This is a genomic window from Nitrococcus mobilis Nb-231, from assembly GCF_000153205.1.
In the GTDB taxonomy this organism is placed as follows: domain Bacteria; phylum Pseudomonadota; class Gammaproteobacteria; order Nitrococcales; family Nitrococcaceae; genus Nitrococcus; species Nitrococcus mobilis.
In genome coordinates, this window is record NZ_CH672427.1 from 2710376 (window position 1) to 2726489 (window position 16114).

The following is a 16114-nucleotide window of genomic DNA, read 5'->3' on the forward strand; positions in this document are numbered from 1 at the left end:
CTGACCCAATTTTGGGCCGCAACGCGGCGATCGGGGGGCAGTGTTAACAGACCCTAGCTCAGACGATATTCCCGGACCATGAAAAGAGCGGCGATCGTGCGTGCTTCGGTCAATTCCTCACAGGTGAGCAAGCCCGCCAGATCAGATAGCGGCCAGGATACTACCTCGAGGGCTTCCGGTTCATCACCCTCGAGGGAGTCCGGATAGAGTTGCTCGGCCAACACCACCTGTGTCTGATGCGCGAGATAGCCCGGCGCGAGGGTCAGTGAACGCAATGGGGTGAGGCGTGCAGCCGCATAGCCTACTTCCTCGCGCAGCTCACGAGCGGCCGCTGAAAGTGGTTCCTCGTCCTGTTCTATCCGACCTTTGGGTAAGCCGAGCTCGTAACGATCCGTTCCGGCCGCGTATTCACGTACCAGTAGCACTGTGTCGCCCTCGAGGATGGGTACGATCAGTACGGCGCCGGCGGATCCGGCGCCCGGTGTGAGCCGCTCGTATTCGGCTTCGACCCCGTTGGCGAAGCGCAAGCTCACGGCTTCCACCTGGAACAGGCGGGAGCGTGCGACGATGCGCCGCTGCACGGTTATCGGTTTGGGTGGCATGCCAGGACTCCAGCGGACGATGCGGCTATTGTACACACCCCTGTCATCGAGATTACCGTCGAGCGCAACGAGACAGGCTTGTTATGGGTTTGGCAATTCGTCGCGTTGCATGGTTCGCTCCGGCACCTCGGCGTGCCTGCCAAGCGTTGACAAGAATCATGATGCTCGCTAAAATTCCTCAAAATTATACGCGCAACCAGCGCGATGTGTTTCGAACCCCCCGCATTAGCCAATCGCTTTCGCCCCAAGCCAGGTATAGTGAGAACACTAAACCTCTCCCGACGGCAGCATTTGGAGGTTACAAACCGTGAGCGGAAATATCGTCCATGCCTCGGACGAGACCTTCGAACAAGAAGTGTTGAAGGCCGCAGAGCCTGTTCTTGTGGATTATTGGGCAGAATGGTGCGGCCCGTGCAAGATGATTGCTCCTATCCTCGACGAGGTGGCCGAGGCGTACGCTGGCAAATTGAAAGTGATCAAGCTGAATATCGATGATAATCCGGAAACGCCACCGAAATATGGTATTCGGGGGATTCCAACGTTGATGCTGTTCAAAAACGGCGAAGTGGAGGCAACTAAGGTGGGCGCGGTGTCGAAGTCACAGCTCACGGCGTTCCTCGACAGCAACCTCTGATTTTGTCAGGGCGGTCGATTGGGCCGCCCTCTTCGCTCCGATATTGGCCAGTCCGTTCACCAAGCCGCCACAGCACCAGGCCTCGAGTGCGATTGTGGCAGCGAAAGCTGATAGGGCGCTCTCGCAACGCGCCTGCAAGACCAGCGCCAGGGGCTGGGACCCCGTGCGCCGGGTTTAGACCGACCTAACCCATGAAGCACTAAACAATGAATCTCACGGAACTTAAGCAGAAACCCGCCACCGAGCTCGTGGAGATTGCCCAGTCCCTTGGAATCGAGGGTATGGCACGGTCGCGTAAACAGGATGTCATCTTCTCCATTCTCAAGGCGCAAGCCAAGAAAGGTGAAGACATCTGGGGCGATGGCGTTTTGGAAATTCTCCAGGACGGCTTCGGTTTCCTGCGTTCTGCCGACAGTTCATACATGGCAGGACCGGATGATATTTATGTCTCCCCGAGCCAAATTCGGCGTTTCAGTTTGCGTACGGGAGATACGGTAGCAGGGAAAATTCGCCCGCCAAAGGAAGGCGAACGCTATTTCGCACTGCTGAAAGTCAACGAAATCAATTTCGAGAAGCCGGAAGCGGCTCGTCATAAGGTTCTATTTGAGAATTTGACGCCGTTGTTCGCCAAGTCGCGGCTCAAGATGGAGCGGGGCAACGGCAGCACCGAAGACCTCACGGCGCGGATCATCGATCTGGTCGCGCCCATAGGCAAAGGTCAGCGTGGCCTCGTCGTCTCACCGCCGAAAGCCGGCAAGACGATGATGCTGCAGAACATCGCTCAGTCCATTACTTCCAACTACCCCGAATGCTACGTGATCGTCCTGCTCATCGACGAGCGACCCGAGGAGGTTACGGAGATGCAGCGTTCGGTTCGTGGTGAGGTGGTGTCATCAACCTTCGACGAGCCCGCCAGCCGGCACGTACAGGTCGCCGAAATGGTGATCGAGAAAGCCAAGCGCTTGGTCGAGCACAAGCAGGATGTCGTGATTCTGCTCGACTCCATTACCCGCCTGGCGCGCGCCTATAATACGGTGGTGCCTTCATCCGGCAAAGTACTCACCGGTGGTGTGGATGCCAATGCGCTGCATCGGCCGAAGCGGTTCTTTGGGGCGGCTCGCAACGTCGAGGAAGGCGGGTCTCTGACCATCATCGCGACCGCTTTGGTGGAGACGGGCTCGCGGATGGACGATGTCATTTACGAGGAGTTTAAGGGCACGGGTAATATGGAGCTGCACCTGGATCGGCGTATTTCGGAGAAGCGTATTTATCCGTCGATCAATATCAATCGCTCCGGAACCCGGCGTGAGGAGCTCCTCATGGGGCCTGACGAGTTGCAGAAAGCTTGGATTTTGCGCAAGCTGCTGCACCCCATGGACGAGCTGGCGGCGATCGAATTCCTTTTGGATAAACTCAAGGACACCAAGACAAACCAGGAATTTTTCGAGTACATGAAGCGCTGATCGGGTTGACCCAAAAACTTCGGGAGCCCAAAGCGCTTTTCCTGAGTTTGTTTGCTGGACTACTGGTAAGCGTTTGGAGCGCGCCCAGCGCCGTTTCGTACCCATGGATTGCGTATTCGACCCGCGGCGCTCGAGCCTGCTGGCGAGCCACCGGTGCGTATCGATTCCTGCGGCGGGTGGGCAGCCCGAGCCGCTCTAGCCCGGGAACTTCATGAATCGCAAAAACCCTCGCTTACCAATTGAATCCACAGAAGATTTTGCTCAGTCGGGCGTGGTCACCGATACGCCGCTCCTTCACAAAAACTCCTGTGAATCCACAAGCTGCGCAATCATTAATCATCGCGCGGATTCATGAGACTTCCGGGCTAGATGCCGCGCAACAAGAAGCGTCAGAAGCGCCAAGCGGCTTGGAGCGAGAATACGTCGGCCGATACTTTATAAGTGCCAGTGAGATTGCCTCGCGCGCTGTTGCCCTCATCGCCGGCCTTCAAATTGCTATCGGCATCACTGAGAAAGGCGTGTACCCAGCTACCGGTGATATCGAAATTGGCAACTGGGCTGTAGGTGGTTCCCAGGGCAAGCCACTTACGATCCGAACCCGGTATTCGGGGGGTGCGATGCCGCGGGTCGGGGATCGGCGTTTGATCGTAGGCGAGCCCTGCGCGCAGCAGCCAGCGATTCGTGAGGCGGTAGCTCGCTCCGATCGATGCGAACCAAGTATCTTGCCAGTCATTGTCGGTTACGCTGTTGGGAGTGTTGTTATCGAATTTCACCACTAGGCGGCCGAACTCACTCCAGTTCGTCCACTGAACCTCGGCCATCAGCGCCAGCCGTTTAGTCGCCTGATGCAATACTCCGAGACTCGCTGTGGCCGGCGTGGTGAGATCCGCCTTACCGACGGTATCGGTGAAAGCGCCGCCGAGCGCTGCACCGAGCGTATTGGCGATCCCTGCTTGGTCCGGATCGAAGCTGGCTTTACCCTTGAGCGTATGCTCCACCTTGGAGCGGTAAGCTATGCCGATGCGCGTGTTAGGGGTGAGCTCGTAGAGCGCTCCGAGATTGAAGCCGAAACCCCAGTCATCGCCGGTGACGCGGGCGAAGCCGTCCTGATTGCCGGGATTCGCGCCCGGTAGGCCCTGCGCCGCACCGATCGTGCCGAAGTCAATGGCGTTGGTCAGCCGCGCATTGGCGTATTGTGCGATCAACCCAGCCCCGACAGAGAGTTGGGGGGTCGGCTTGAAGGCCAAGACCGGGTTGATGGCCACGGTGGTGAGGCTTGTGTCCACGGCATGGTAACGCCCGATCCAAGCGCGATTATAATCGGTTTTGAGACCCCAGAAGGAGTAAACGCCCAAGCCTAAGTCGAATTTCTCGTTTAGGCGCCATTTGGCGGTCAGTGCCGGCACGAGTGCGTTCACGTCGCCATCATCGGTGGGGCCCTGAATAGGCGTACCCAGCGCGGTGCTGGCGTTGGCGTGCTTGAGTCTGATTTCGGGATCGATGTAGCTCAGGTTGCCGGTTAACTGGTTTTCCGGTAAGTGCCCGATCGTTGCCGGATTATAAGCCATATAGGAGGCGTCTTCGGCGCCGGCGCTGGCGCCGGCCATCGCGTTACCCAAGGCTTTGGCACTTTGCTCGCGAATTTGAAAGCCGGAGGCGGCTGCGGTGCCTACCGAAGCTGCCAATGCAATCGTCATAAATGGCCTTGCCAGTCCCCGGTGCTTGACAGTCATTGTCATGGTACTTTTTTTCCGTCCGTGAATTTTTGTTCGCATCGTATAACATGGTGCCCGTTAGCCTATTTGTAGGCACGACGCTTTGCCAATGTTCCATCCTTAACCATGAGCGGGTCGCCAGAATGTGTGTAGGATGACGGTATATAATTGTCCGGTTCAAGATTCCATGATGCATGTCACTATGATGGCCTAAAAGACTTAGGGTTGTTCCGCAAGCCTTGCGGGTAAAATGCTCAAGCGGTTTCACAGTTGGGCTCGCTTGCGCGTCTGAGCAAGGTTAGGAAGGTCAGTGCGTAAGCGTTGTCGGCATCGGCTAACCGCGATTGCCGAGCGCTTTCTTGCCACTCGGCTGCATCGAGGTGCGGGAAAAAAGCATCACCCTCGACCCGCCCGTGCACTAGGGTCAGATAAATGCGATCGGCCCGGGCGAGAAAGAGCCGGTATATCTGTTCTCCGCCGATAATCATGATTTCCGATGCTCCTGCGGCTACCGCCAAAGCCGCTTCGAGGTCATGTACGAGCATGCAGCCGGGTACCCGATGAGCGGGGTTTCGGCTTAGCACGATATTGTGCCGTCCCGGCAGCGCTCGCCCGATGGTGTCATGGCAGCGCCGGCCCATGACGATGGGCTTGCCCCGAGTGAGCGCTACAAAATGACGCATGTCCGCCGGCAATCGCCAGGGCAGCCCGTGCGCTCGCCCGATGACTCGGTTTTCCGCCATAGCGGCAATCAAAGAAATAACGGGGCGCTGAGAATTGTGGGTCATTCAGGTGGATTCCCCCTCCTAGAGGGTTATGCCGGTGGCGCACAACATACAAGAATATTAGCTTGTCTGCCTTGCGCCGCATCTCGGAGCGCACGGTACTTGCCAGATGTCAGGTCGGCTCGAACAGCTTGCTCATCGCTGAGGCTTCGCCACTTTGATATGCTCTCGTTCCAGTGGCGAGTCATGCAATTTAACAGGTTGTTACCATTATGGGTCTTTCCTCCGAACAGGTTCATTGGTTATTCGGGGTGTTTCTCGCGCTCATCGTCAGCCCCTTGATTTTGCATGATATTCAAGTCTTTCGCCGCCAAAGGTCGGCGCTTCTTATTCCCTGTGCCTTGCTGATTGTAGGCATTGCACTTCTTCTCGATCCCATGATCCACGGCAGCGCACTTCCCGCGAACTACTCCAAAGAAACCGATCAGCATATTTTTTTATCAGCGCTATTACTATCAATCGGAGTGATTGAGGGTGCCCGTTGTTTTGGGAAATTGCCAGCCCTCTTATGGTCCATGGCGTTGCCGGTAGGCCTATTTCTAGCTGGGATAATTTTCTTTTTCCACGCGCAGCATGATACCCACGTATCGATGCTGCTGTTAATTGTTCAGCATAGAATTATGGGCGTAACCCTTATAATAGCAGCGGTAACAAAGGCCGTGGCAGAGTTGAGGCCGCAGCCTGGGTTGCATGCCGCCTGGCTCATCGTTATTCTTGTTTTTTCCAGTGAGCTAATTCTTTACACGGAAGGGGGGTCAATATTTGATGCTTTCAGTGTTTCAACGCAATAGCCCCTACTAAGGGCGCCGTTCGTCCACTTGGCTTTTAAATGGATACACAGGAAGCATTTGATCCAAAAGCGGTGCTCGGAAGTGAAGCATTTTTATTATTTCTCTCTGTAGAGATAAATTGACTTAATATTTCAGATATTTCGTAGTGGACTTCAGGGGGTTTATATGAAAGCAATCAAAGTGAAAAAAATAAAAAACAATATCCTTGCGCTCGTATCTTTTTTGCTTTTCGCGAATTTTGTGCATGCTCATGACCCAGCAGAACATGCAAAAAAATCAGAAAAGCCAGACTGTGCAGCGATAGAATCAATGAATCAATCAGGGGTGGACAAAAATGACCCTGTTCTGATGGCAATAATGATTAAATGTAAAAAGATCAGGCAGTCCGATATGACTGATTATCATACCTCGGAACAAACGACTAAAGAAGTTGAGCACGATACTGACCATCATGGCAAGTCAAAAGAATCATCTGGCCACCATTTCTACCATTAATTGCGCGGCTCGAGAAAGGTGAATCTATCGTTATTAATTGGCTCATCGTTTCTAACTAGGAAGGGTGTAATGGGTAAGGCAAGATGAAAATTATAAAAATGATTGTATTGTTAAGTGCCATCGGCGTGCTGGGAGTTGCAGGTTTTATCTATTCGGGGCTGTACCCGATAGGTGCTGATGTTCCCCATAACGCAGTAACCTATTGGGTTTTGGAAACACTCAGAGAGCGCTCGATCAAACGCGCCGCCAGTGATATCAATGTTCCAGATTTAAGCGATCCTGAACTTCTGCTCTCGGGTGGTCCAGATTATAATGAAATGTGTTTGGAGTGCCATTTAAAACCTGGAAAAAATAAAAGTGATATGAGTGTTGGGCTTTACCCTAGCCCGCCCAATTTATCACAGGATGGCGATGGAAATGATCATAACCATGATGAGCATGGAGATGAAAAATACACTGCGCAACGTCAGTTCTGGATAATCAAGCACGGCATTAAAGCCAGCGGTATGCCAGCCTGGGGTGAGACTCATGATGATCAGCGCATCTGGGCTATGGTTGCATTTTTGCAGAAATTGCCGAGGCTTACGCCAGAGCAATATCAAATTATTACCGCTAGGTCAGACGGTGAAAATAACCACTCTCATTAATAGAGTGTTATTTGGAAAAATTTTTGAGGCCGTGGCATACGATCATTTTTGATCGCAACGAGCTGACTGTTCGGTAAAATAGCGCTTGTTGCCGCTCACCCGAATGGTGAGCTCATGAGGCCGGACCGCTTTCTTATCCGCTGGACCCTGCAATTGATCACCGGACAGGTTCTCGCCAGTGGGGTATTCGAACCATTGTACATGGTTTAGGACACTTCACGTCGACACGAAATTTTCTACTATATGTGTGGCTAATCGGAGCCGTTCTTGCGCCAGAAATTCTTTAGCTGGGTTTGTGCCTAATTCGGTACAATTATTCTTGTTGCGTCAGCGGTAAGCGTGCATATATATGTATGTCAAGTCCCGAGCGCTTGCATTACAACCCATTGCAGCGGACCATGATGGGTAAAGGCATCACCTTATACATAAGTCCATAATATTAAATTGAAACAATATGTTACGAACTGACCCGCTGAACGCCGACTGGGCAGATGGGATCAGTGTTTTCAATCACTTGGCTGGCACCAGCGCGACCTGAGTCGACTGGAACAGACTTGTGTGTAATGGAATGGGGTAAAGGACGCGGTCATACATGCGCTGCCCGGCGACTGGACCAGGGCGGTTTCCCCCTGAAAAAGTCCGTTCATGCTAAGGTTCTTCGGCTACTCCTCAGGGCGGGCTTGTCGAAGCGCTCAGAGCGAACGGATCAATTAAAATTAGCATCGCTTAAATGTTTCGAGATTGGCGGAGCCCAACCGCCTACCGTTCGTTATGGCTACACGGCGATCGGAGCTTTGATGGCCGGATGTGGATCGTACCCGACGATCTCGAAATCATCATAGCAATAGTTGAAAATCGAGTCGGGTTTGCGCTTGATGATCAGCTTCGGCAATGGGCGGGGCGCCCGGGAGAGTTGGAGTCTGGCCTGTTCCAGATGGTTGGAGTACACGTGGACATCGCCACCGGTCCAAACAAAATCGCCGGGCGCTAGGCCGCATTCTTGGGCGATCATATGGGTGAGCAAGGCGTAGCTGGCGATATTAAACGGGACGCCTAGGAATACATCGCAGCTGCGCTGGTAGAGCTGGCAGGACAACTTACCATCGGCGACATAGAATTGGAACAGGGCATGACAGGCGGGCAGGGCCATCCGGCCTTGGGCAACGTTTGCTTGCGGGCTTAGGGATTCCTCCGGAAGGTATGCGACGTTCCAGGCGCTAACGATATGACGGCGCGAGTTCGGGTTTTGCTTGATGCCGTCGATCACGTCTGTAATCTGATCGATTGTGCTGCCATCCTGGGCCGGCCACTTGCGCCACTGTGGTCCATAGATGGGGCCTAGCTCGCCGTTCTCATCGGCCCATTCATCCCAAATGCTTACTCCGTTCTCTTTTAGGTAGCCGATGTTGCTCTCGCCGGAGAGCAACCAGAGCAACTCATGGACGATGGAGCGCAGATGCAGCCGCTTGGTGGTGAGCAGGGGCAAGCCCTGCTGCAGATCGAAGCGCATCTGATAGCCAAACACGGACAGCGTACCGGTTCCCGTGCGGTCGCTCTTGCGCACACCCTGGTGAAGGACATGGCGCAGCAGTTCCAAATACTGTTTCATGAGAACGTCCGTGGCCTGTTCGGTGCGATTGCGCTCATTGTCGGCACCGCTGCCATGGTTACGTTGCCTTGGACGGCTATCATACGTTGGTCGATCCGGCGCCTGCGAGTTGGCCCCGATAAGCCCAGGCGAGCAAACCCAGGCCGGCGATGATCATTGGCAGCGAGAGGATCTGCCCCATGGTGAGCCAGCCAAAAGCGAGATAGCCGAGTTGGGGGTCCGGCATGCGCACGAGCTCTACCAGAAAGCGAAACCCACCATAGCAGAGCAGGAACAATCCGGATACCGCACCGGCCGGCCGTGTTTGCCGGGAGAACAGCCAGAGAACGGTGAACAGTATGACGCCTTCGAGCAGGAACTCGTAGAGCTGCGAGGGGTGCCGGGGCTGAAAACCCAGTGGCGGGTAGACCATTCCCCAAGGCAGGGTTGTTGGCGCACCCCAGAGCTCACCGTTGATGAAGTTGCCGATGCGTCCGGCTCCGAGCCCGATGGGCACTAGTGGAGCCACGAAGTCGGCCACTCGCCAAAAGGACGTCTTGATGCGCCGTGCGAACCACCAAGTCATGGCTATGACGCCGAGCAGCCCTCCGTGGAAGCTCATCCCGCCGTGCCAGATCTGGAACAGAGCCAACGGATTGGCGAGCAGCTGATCCAGGCCATAGAAGAGCATATACCCCACGCGCCCGCCGATTACGACCCCCAACGCGACGAACAGCACCAGATCGTCCACTTGCTGGGGCTTGAGCGGGGAATCGGGCTGCCGTGCCCGGCGCCGACCCAGCCACCAGCCCGCTATGAAGCCGATGGCATACGTGATGCCGTACCAGTGAACGGCTAATGGGCCGAGCCGAAAAGCGATCGGGTCGATGTCCGGGTAGTGCAGCATTGGCGATCTCCGTGGGCCGTTTTTTGGCAGATGCTGCGCACGAGTAGCCCTGACGGGCAATCGGCTCGATGCCGTCTGCATCTTAAGAGCGCAGTACGTCGGGCGAGCGGCTCGCCGTCATCATCATGCAATTGGATTCCATTGAATGGCTTACCGCGCATGGATTGGGCGATGGTATCCAGTCGGCGTTAGTTTTGCGACCTGCGGGCATTCGCTACAATCGACGGTTCCAAGGAGGAGCTTAACCAGCTATAAGAGGCTAGTACTACAGTTGCAAATAATCATTGTCGAGATGTCCGTCGATGATTATTTGCAACTGTAGTACTAAGCCGAACAAGGAGTACCCCATGGCCGCAACCATGCCAACTCTGCGCCAGATGCTTAGCGAACTGATTCGGCTGCCGTCCGTAAGCAGCGTCGATCCGGCTTTGGACCAGGGTAACCGTGCCGTGATCGAGCGGCTGGCGCAATGGCTCGATTCCTTGGGCTTCACCATTGACATACGCGAGTTGCCCGGCCAACCGCACAAGGCGAATTTGGTGGCAACGCTTGGCAGCGGTTCGGAGGGTCTGGTCCTGGCGGGCCATGCCGACACCGTTCCATACGACGTCAATCGCTGGAGCACGGATCCTTTCCAGCTCACGGAGCGGGACGGGCGTTTATATGGGCTCGGCGTCAGCGACATGAAATCCTTTTTTGCCCTTGTGCTCGAAGCGGTCCGGGAGGTGCGGGCGCAGGATTTGCGCCGGCCGCTGACCATTCTCGCTACGGCCGATGAGGAAAGCGGCATGGCCGGTGCCAAGGCTCTGGTCGACGATGGCCGGCCGATCGGTCGCTACGTTTTGATCGGTGAGCCGACGGGACTGCGGCCGATCCATTTGCACAAAGGCGTTATGATGGAATCCGTGCGGCTGATCGGCCGTTCCGGCCATTCCAGCGATCCCGGCTTTGGCGTCAATGCGCTGGAGGCGATGATCGTAGCGCTCAATGAAATCCTGGCCTGGCGTGCGGAGCTGCAGCAGCGCTATCGGGATACCCGATTCCGGGTTCCAGAGCCCACCCTGAATCTGGGGCATATCCACGGCGGTGATAATCCCAATCGCATCTGCGCCGAGGCAGAGCTGCATTTTGATCTACGGCCGTTGCCCGGTATGGATCTGGATGAGTTACAGACGCAGCTGGTCGAGCGCCTTGAGCGGGTGCTGGCCCACTCGGCTGCGACGTTAGAGATACGCCCCTTGTTTCCGGGGTTGCCGCCGCTGTCGACACCGGCGGACTCTTATATCCTCCAGGTTGCGCGGGAGCTGACCGGAGCCGAGCCCGGCGCGGTTGCCTTCGGCACCGAAGGCCCGTTTTTTGCAGCGTTGGGTATGGAGGTGGTGGTGCTGGGCGCCGGGGATATCGATCAGGCCCATCAGCCCGACGAGTATTTATCGGTGGATCGCATTGCCCCCATGATCGATTTACTCCAGCGGTTCATCCGCCGTTTCTGCTTGGAGCCACCAGTAGTCGGGGGGGCGGGATGAAGCGGGAGTCGACCCGTTTCGTTGACTGGTTCCGCCACAGCTCGCCTTACATCAACGCCCATCGGGGCCGGACCTTTGTCATCGCCTTTGGTGGTGAAACGGTGGCCGATGGGACTTTGCCGGCACTGATCCACGATCTTGCGCTGCTGAGCAGCCTCGGCGTTCGGTTGGTACTGGTGCCGGGCGCGCGGCCCCAGATCGAGCAGCGGCTGCGTGCCCGCGGCTGCACGATGCGCTATGTCAATGGGCTGCGCATTACCGACGAGCTTGCTCTCGCTTGCGTGAAAGAAGCGGTAGGCACGGTTCGTGTGGAAATCGAAGCGTTGTTGTCCATGGGGCTTGCCAATTCTCCTATGGCCGGCTTGCGTATCCGGGTGGCATCCGGCAATTTCGTTACCGCCCGCCCGTTGGGCATCCGCGACGGCGTCGATTATCTGCATACCGGAGAAGTGCGGCGAGTGGATGGGGCGGCGATCCGCCAGCGCCTGGATGACAATGCGGTGGTCCTGATCGCTTCGCTAGGCTATTCGCCCACCGGCGAAGTATTCAATCTTTACTCGGAGGATGTGGCGTTGGCCGTGGCTCGGGAGGTCTGCGCCGACAAGCTGCTGTTTCTGCAAGAGGGCGCACAAGTGTACGAGCGTACCGGCGCTTTAGTGCGGGAGATGACCACCGAGGAGGTGCAGCTTTATTTGCATGAGCATGCCGAGCTGACTCCCGAGCTACGGCGGTTGCTTACCGGAACGCTCGAAGCTTGCCGGGGTGGTGTGCGGCGGGTGCACTTGCTTGGCGGAGGTATCGACGGGGCCTTGCTGCTGGAATTGTTCACGCGCGATGGGGCAGGGACACTGATCACCGCGCGGCCGTTCGAGATCACCCGTGCAGCCGTAATCGACGATATCGGCGGCATTTTGGAGCTCATCGAGCCGCTCGAACGCGACGGCACTCTGGTGCGTCGCTCGCGCGAGCGCCTCGAAACGGAAGTCGAGCATTTTACGGTCATCGTACGCGAGGGCACCATCATCGCCTGCGCCGCGCTTTATCGCATGCCGGATGCAGCCCTGGCGGAGCTGGCCTGTTTTGTGGTGCATCCCGACTATCGAGGCGGCGAACGCGGCGATGCCCTGCTCAGGCAAATGGAGCGTACTGCCGCGGCGCAGGGTGTGCAGACTTTGTTCGTGCTGACTACCCGCAGCGCCCACTGGTTCCAGGAGCGGGGCTTTCAGCCCGCGAGCCTGCAGAAACTCCCAGTCGGCCGGCAGCGGCTCTATAACTTTCGGCGCAATTCCCGAGTCTTCATCAAACAGCTGTGAGGGACGACGGCTACTAGTGGTTTGGCCGCCGGCGCGTTGTAGCCAAACGGACGTCTTGCAGGGCTTGGGGCAGCGCATTGTGGCGTAGCATCGTCCGGATATCGGCCACGTAGTCTGCGCCCCGTTCGGAGTAGCGATTTAGATTGCCGGTCAGGCTCGCGGCATCCGGTTGCTTACCGTGGTTGCGCAGCCGCTCTCGCAGTTGCCGCAGTTGGGCGTATGCCCGGTGGGTGTTGAGGTTGTGGACGTAGCTGTGCACCGAGCCGCGTAGGCTGTCGAACGCACGGACATAATGGCGCAGGTGGCTGGCCCGGCGGTGCGGTGTGAGCCCCTGATCCGGATTCCAGGTCCGCTCGCCGAACAGATTGTTGCCTTCACGGGCAAAGCGAGAGCTGCCCCAACCGCTCTCGCTTGCAGCCTGCGCCAAGGCCAGCGCCGGCGGAATCCGATCGACCCGGCGCAGCAGTTGCGCGCGCACATCCGAGTCGTTGAGATCGCCGTTGATGCCATGATCCCGCGCGATCGCTACCACCTGCTCCCGAAGTGATCCCGCGGGTGGGAGCCCGCCTTGGGCAAAAGCGCGCTTAAGGAGCGAGCGCTCAGCCTGCAGGCGGCGGTTTTCGGCCAGAATCAGGGGGAGGAGGCTGCGAAAGAACAACGATTTCTTGCGGCTTGCGGGTTGCTCGGCCAGGTCGGTGGGTAGTGAGGTCACCGCAAGTGGCGGTACCGCTCCGTGCGGGGGCCAGTCGTAGCCGCGTTCGGCAAACAGCGCCGCCAGTGAATCGGCATCCTCGACTTTGATCGGCTGCAAGTGCACGGTGGCGGGGGGCAGGGCGGCATGATTGGTCGTGCCGCACCACCACAACACCCCGCACAGTGTCAGCCCGGATAACAAGGCCGCACCAATGACCCATGGCGGGTGCATGCGTGCGCTGATTCGGGTGACGACATTCGGTTTTTTCATGCCTTGTTTGCTATTCCATGTCCAGGATGGCCTGCCAGTGTTCGGCGCTCACCGGCATGATCGACAGCCGGTTGCCGCGCCGGATCAGCGGCGTCTCCGCCAACGCCGGATTGGCCTTGAGCTCGGTGAGCGGGATGGTGCGCGCCAGGCGCCGTTTGAAGCGGACATCGACCATGTACCAACGCGGCCGATCGGGGTCGCTTTTAGGATCGAAGTACTTTGACTCGGGGTCAAAGGCTGTGTGATCCGGATAGCCGGCGCGTACGATCTCCATGATGCCGACGACACCGGGCTGCGGGCAATTGGAGTGATAGAGCAGCGCGAGATCACCGGGCCGCATCTGATCGCGCAGCATGTTGCGTGCTTGGTAGTTGCGCACGCCTTCCCAGTGATCGGTTTGCGAGGGCTGCGCGGCGAGATCATCAATGCCGTATACGCTCGGCTCGGATTTCATAACCCAGTAGCTCATGCGCTCCCTGCCTCGGCTGATTCATGATCGATTCGGGTTACTCGAGCACGATCGGTTCTCGATTTGGCATCGAGTCAAGCCCCGCTCGGTCGCGACGCCGGCGAGCGGTACATCCCAGGGCTCGACCGGCAGTTCGACGATTCGCTGAAAGCTAAATGCAATACCTAACAATCGGGGCCGTCGCCAACGGCCACGCTGATGGCGTAAGAAGGCGAACGTGTGGTCATAAAAGCCGGCACCCATACCCAGGCGGTGCCCCTGCTGGTCGAATGCCACGAGGGGGACCAGCACCAGATCCAGATCCCGACAGGCAATTCGATTGGCTTGCCGGGGCCGAGGTTCCGGAATGCCGAACCGATTCGCACGTAAGCGCTCACCGGGCCGATACTGGTAAAAGCGGAGGCTTTTGGTCGGTTTTTTTTGCAGAACAGGTAGATAAATCACTCGCCCGTCCTGATGTGCCCGCTGCAAAAAAGCGCCGAGATCCATTTCCCCGTCCATCGCCCAATAGCAGGCGATACGGTGACTGTGATGGTACCAGCGGCTGCGGCGCAACACCGCCGTTAGCTGGCGGGCAGCGCGGGTGCGCTCGCACAGGCCCAACTGCCGGCGCTGCCGGCGCATCCGGTGACGGAGTTCGGCCTTGGATTCCATGCGCCACCCGTTTGCTAGGCCTAGTCAGCAACGAAGCCAACAGGGTGTCTTTGACGGCTGTATTGAGCAGGTGTGTCGTATAGGCACAAAAAGACATCCCCCGCGCAGTGCCGTGCCGGCATCGCCCTTGAACCCTTTGGTCCAGGTGGGAACACCGAGCGACCCTTTAGGCTTTCCGCTCTGGGGCAGACTTGCTCACCAGTGTCGCTACCGTATTTCCCGCGGCGATTGAATGTCGGCTCAAGAAAACGTAGTGCCTGCGCTCGAACACCGCAGGGGATGTCCAAGGCGGATAATGCCGTACTACATGGCAACTCGTCCAGCCCTTGCGGCGGTGAGCCGATCCGAGCCAACCCTATCTGAACAGGAGAGAGTTGCGGATCCAATAAGCCAGGTGCAGCCCGAACAGTACGATAAGGTAAGAACAAGTAGCTGCCAGCACGTGGCCCCAGATGGAATCTTCACCGCCCTTTACATGGCTGAACACCAGCCAGGCGGAGACAATGGAGAGGATGATGAGCAGGGTCGCGACGATGAGATCGAATTTCAGTACGGTACGTTGGTCCGTTGCTTGTGGTACGACGTGACGATAAAACAAAAAACCGCCTATAAAGATCGGCAAAACGAGTAGCTGTGATGTAAGCATGGCAACACCCCGGTGCAATGCGCTAATGCGGCAGCGTTTAGCTCGACGATTCCCTCATTCGCTACGCCCCCGCGGCCCACTCGAGGAGTGCCGCGAACATGGCCTCGTCGCTTGGATCGGCCGCGACCGCGATAGGTGAGCACAAGCCTTTTGAGCGGGCAACATCAGCAATGCGGCGGCTGCCAAAGACAAAGGTGGACTGGTTGAGCAAATGGCATAGTCTGGGGCCGATTCCGCTCCACAGAGCAAGAAAAGCCTCGCCGCTGGTAATGGCTACGGCATCGGAGCGATTGTGCAGCAACAGTTGCTCAATTTGCTCGAACTGCTCCTTGCTGGGGGGCTGGCGCTCGTAGACCTGGATATAGCTCACCTCAGCGCCCCTTGAGCGCAACACGGAGCCGGCCAACTCGCGCCCCCCCGATCCTCTGAGGATGGCGATCTTCATGCCGCCAACCTTCTCGAGGATGGGGAGTTCCAAGAGTGATTCACTATCAAAGCCGGTTGCTGGGACGATATCGACCGAATAACCCAGACCGGCAATCGCATGCGCGGTTTTTGCTCCGATCGCCGCGATTTTCACCCGACCCTGGAGGCGGCGCTGGGGCTCAAGTTGAGGAAGACCGAAATTGGCGGCGTTGGGGCTGTTGAATATCAGCAGATCGAACGAGGCGAGCTCGGCGCGCAGCCGCGCAAACGAGGGGGTTTTCGGTGTGGCGGAAATGTTGAGCAAGGGGCAGCGCAGTGCGTTTGCGCCCGCGTGCTCGAGCATTCGACAAAACGATTCGGCCTGGTGCGCCGGGCGCGTGACCACGATGTTTCTGTTTTTCAATGAGTCGCGGCCGGCTGGCTTCATCCGATACACCATAGCGAGCTGCAGCGGTCTAGACAGACAAGGCCGCTGCGTTGGTTCGTTAG

The 16114-nt window shown here is 57.3% G+C and carries 17 protein-coding genes and 1 other RNA gene; 7 read left to right on the top strand and 11 right to left on the bottom strand.

All coding sequences use genetic code 11. The features are described from left to right. Positions 1-53 precede the first annotated feature (53 nt). The gene (gene nudE, locus NB231_RS12315; RefSeq protein ID WP_005003331.1) at positions 54-602 is read right to left on the bottom strand and encodes an ADP compounds hydrolase NudE; all 549 of its coding nucleotides are present in this window, start codon (positions 600-602) and stop codon (positions 54-56) included. Positions 603-909: 307 nt separating this feature from the next. Between nudE and trxA the strand changes: the two genes are divergently transcribed. Further along, a complete protein-coding gene (trxA, locus tag NB231_RS12320) occupies positions 910-1236 on the top strand; it encodes a thioredoxin TrxA (protein WP_005003332.1) in 327 nt (108 codons plus the stop codon). 206 nt (positions 1237-1442) lie between these two features. Further along, complete coding sequence (gene rho / locus NB231_RS12325; RefSeq protein ID WP_005003334.1) at positions 1443-2699, top strand: transcription termination factor Rho; 1257 nt, start codon at positions 1443-1445, stop codon at positions 2697-2699. Between the two features lie 389 nt (positions 2700-3088). Here rho and NB231_RS12330 read toward each other — a convergent pair whose 3' ends face one another. Continuing rightward, the gene (locus NB231_RS12330) at positions 3089-4438 is read right to left on the bottom strand and encodes an OmpP1/FadL family transporter (protein WP_156777007.1); all 1350 of its coding nucleotides are present in this window, start codon (positions 4436-4438) and stop codon (positions 3089-3091) included. A gap of 230 nt (positions 4439-4668) precedes the next feature. Further along, positions 4669-5202 (bottom strand): dihydrofolate reductase, encoded by a 534-nt coding sequence (locus NB231_RS12335; RefSeq protein ID WP_040662349.1) that lies wholly within the window; start codon positions 5200-5202, stop codon positions 4669-4671. A 209-nt stretch (positions 5203-5411) separates the two neighbouring features. Between NB231_RS12335 and NB231_RS12340 the strand changes: the two genes are divergently transcribed. From NB231_RS12340 to NB231_RS17890, 3 genes are all read left to right on the top strand, one after another. Continuing rightward, positions 5412-5990: a hypothetical protein gene (locus tag NB231_RS12340; protein ID WP_005003337.1), complete on the top strand. Its 579-nt coding sequence runs from the start codon at positions 5412-5414 to the stop codon at positions 5988-5990. Between the two features lie 165 nt (positions 5991-6155). Further along, entirely contained in the window at positions 6156-6485 is a 330-nt protein-coding gene (locus tag NB231_RS18700) for a hypothetical protein (RefSeq protein WP_156777008.1), read from the top strand. An 83-nt stretch (positions 6486-6568) separates the two neighbouring features. Next, on the top strand, positions 6569-7132 hold the full coding sequence (locus NB231_RS17890; RefSeq protein ID WP_084766328.1) for a c-type cytochrome: 564 nt from the start codon (positions 6569-6571) through the stop codon (positions 7130-7132). 775 nt (positions 7133-7907) lie between these two features. On the opposite strand, the gene thyA is transcribed toward NB231_RS17890, so the two are convergent. Together thyA and lgt are read right to left on the bottom strand one after the other, a co-directional pair. Then, a complete protein-coding gene (thyA, locus tag NB231_RS12350) occupies positions 7908-8741 on the bottom strand; it encodes a thymidylate synthase (RefSeq protein ID WP_005003347.1) in 834 nt (277 codons plus the stop codon). A 79-nt stretch (positions 8742-8820) separates the two neighbouring features. After that, positions 8821-9627, bottom strand: a complete 807-nt coding sequence (gene lgt, locus NB231_RS12355; RefSeq protein WP_005003348.1) for a prolipoprotein diacylglyceryl transferase — start codon at positions 9625-9627, stop codon at positions 8821-8823. A 347-nt stretch (positions 9628-9974) separates the two neighbouring features. On the opposite strand from lgt, the gene argE reads away from it, so the two are divergent. Both argE and argA read left to right on the top strand, forming a co-directional pair. Next, positions 9975-11153 (top strand): acetylornithine deacetylase, encoded by a 1179-nt coding sequence (gene argE / locus NB231_RS12360; protein WP_005003350.1) that lies wholly within the window; start codon positions 9975-9977, stop codon positions 11151-11153. Next, the gene (gene argA / locus NB231_RS12365) at positions 11150-12466 is read left to right on the top strand and encodes an amino-acid N-acetyltransferase (RefSeq protein ID WP_005003353.1); all 1317 of its coding nucleotides are present in this window, start codon (positions 11150-11152) and stop codon (positions 12464-12466) included. The genes argE and argA overlap by 4 nt, the downstream gene beginning before the upstream one ends. A 13-nt stretch (positions 12467-12479) precedes the next feature. Here argA and NB231_RS16995 read toward each other — a convergent pair whose 3' ends face one another. The 6 genes from NB231_RS16995 to NB231_RS12390 all read right to left on the bottom strand — a co-directional run bounded on the left by NB231_RS16995 (position 12480) and on the right by NB231_RS12390 (position 16052). Further along, positions 12480-13430 carry a glucosaminidase domain-containing protein gene (locus tag NB231_RS16995; RefSeq protein ID WP_005003354.1) on the bottom strand — a complete coding sequence of 317 codons (951 nt, stop codon included), beginning with the start codon at positions 13428-13430 and terminating at the stop codon, positions 12480-12482. 10 nt (positions 13431-13440) lie between these two features. Then, positions 13441-13899: an EVE domain-containing protein gene (locus NB231_RS12375; protein WP_005003356.1), complete on the bottom strand. Its 459-nt coding sequence runs from the start codon at positions 13897-13899 to the stop codon at positions 13441-13443. Positions 13900-13920: 21 nt separating this feature from the next. Continuing rightward, positions 13921-14553, bottom strand: coding sequence for a 5-formyltetrahydrofolate cyclo-ligase (locus tag NB231_RS12380; protein ID WP_005003357.1), 633 nt, complete (start codon positions 14551-14553; stop codon positions 13921-13923). A 93-nt stretch (positions 14554-14646) separates the two neighbouring features. After that, positions 14647-14835: non-coding RNA, 6S RNA (gene ssrS / locus NB231_RS17895), on the bottom strand. A 73-nt stretch (positions 14836-14908) separates the two neighbouring features. After that, on the bottom strand, positions 14909-15199 hold the full coding sequence (locus NB231_RS12385) for a hypothetical protein (protein WP_005003360.1): 291 nt from the start codon (positions 15197-15199) through the stop codon (positions 14909-14911). 61 nt (positions 15200-15260) lie between these two features. Next, positions 15261-16052 (bottom strand): uroporphyrinogen-III synthase, encoded by a 792-nt coding sequence (locus NB231_RS12390; RefSeq protein WP_040662356.1) that lies wholly within the window; start codon positions 16050-16052, stop codon positions 15261-15263. Positions 16053-16114 lie beyond the last annotated feature (62 nt).